Origin of the sequence: Bradyrhizobium sp. MOS001 (assembly GCF_004634465.1) — a bacterium.
Taxonomy (GTDB): domain Bacteria; phylum Pseudomonadota; class Alphaproteobacteria; order Rhizobiales; family Xanthobacteraceae; genus Bradyrhizobium; species Bradyrhizobium barranii.
The window spans coordinates 1-1,195 of record NZ_SPVJ01000171.1 but is presented as its reverse complement, the minus strand read 5'-3'; the positions used below and the strand labels follow the sequence as shown (position 1 = coordinate 1,195).

Below are 1,195 nucleotides of genomic sequence, written 5' to 3'. Positions count from 1 at the left end.
CCGATGCCCCATCATGACCTTCAGTCCTGCCAATTAGACAGACTGAATCACTGATATCTCTGCGCCGCAACAGCCGACTTTTTCAACGAAATCGGCCAATAGGCGACATCGCCGATCAGCCTTTTGCATTCAATGACCTCGTCGTTTCCATCAACACCTGACTGGCAGGTGAGCTTAACCATCCAGAATCGGTCAAGTGCATTGCCCCTTCGGTGCAAACTGTCTTCTGGCGAGAGATGGGCGTCAACGGTAACATTGCGCACACTGTTGGAGCGGGGAGAGACGAATGATCTCTGCTTGTTGGCTTGCCGTTTGGATCGCGTGCTTCGGCTTAGGAATGGCCGTGGTCTTCCGGACAGGGCTTGGTATTGAACGTTGGTCTCCCGCTCTCGGCTTGGCCTATCTCGTAATCATTGGCCCTTCAGTTCCAATCGTAGCTTGGTTGGCCGCGGATCAGATCGTAACTGTAGAGCAGGCCAGTTGCGCGGAGTTGGACCCAGCAGCGGATCGGCTGAACGGCATGTCGCCATCCGAATTCCGCGTGCGCTGTATCGCAACCCAAGACAATTCGGGTTGGCTTGCTCGTCGCAGAACATGAAAGCTCTGGAGACAAATCATGCCGGAAGCGCTTGAAGTCGAGATATCTGCCTTCTTCAACAAATACATGGAGACATTCACCACCTGGGATGGTGATCAAATCGCCAAACTCTACTGCGCTCCCTGCATCACCATGCGGGGTGACGGGTCGATACATTGTTTTCAGTCACGTGACGAGATTGCGCGGTTTTTCCAAGGAGTGGCCGACACCTACCGACGCGAAGGGGCCGAAAGTGGAACTCTGCACGATGTAGTGGCTGTTCCTATAGGCGAACGCAGTGCTCTCGGAACTGTAACGTGGAAAAACCTCCGACCGGATGGAAGCTTCACAAGGCAATGGCGGCAGTCGTACAACCTTGTTCGCTCCCCCGACGGCTGGCGCATCCTTGCTACGACATTTCACCTAAGCGGGGTACCGAGCTAGTGATTTCCGCTAATGGGATGGTCCGGCCGTGCTCCTGCCCCGCCAGCGATAAGCTGGCCAGGGGCGCCAAGACAAGGAGCACGCCATGTCCCAGACACTCAATACCGCGATCGCCGTGATCGGCATCGATATCGGCAAAAACTCGTTCCATGTCGTGGGCCACGATGCGCGCGG

At 55.7% G+C, this 1,195-nt stretch carries 2 protein-coding genes; both read right to left on the bottom strand.

Features of this window, described 5'->3' with window-relative positions; all coding sequences use genetic code 11:
• Positions 1–47: 47 nt before the first annotated feature.
• Positions 48–182 (bottom strand): hypothetical protein, encoded by a 135-nt coding sequence (locus CT676_RS46225; RefSeq protein WP_275552155.1) that lies wholly within the window; start codon positions 180–182, stop codon positions 48–50.
• A gap of 804 nt (positions 183–986) precedes the next feature.
• A partial coding sequence (locus CT676_RS45050; protein ID WP_205124655.1) for a hypothetical protein occupies positions 987–1,195 on the bottom strand: 209 nt, incomplete at its 5' end.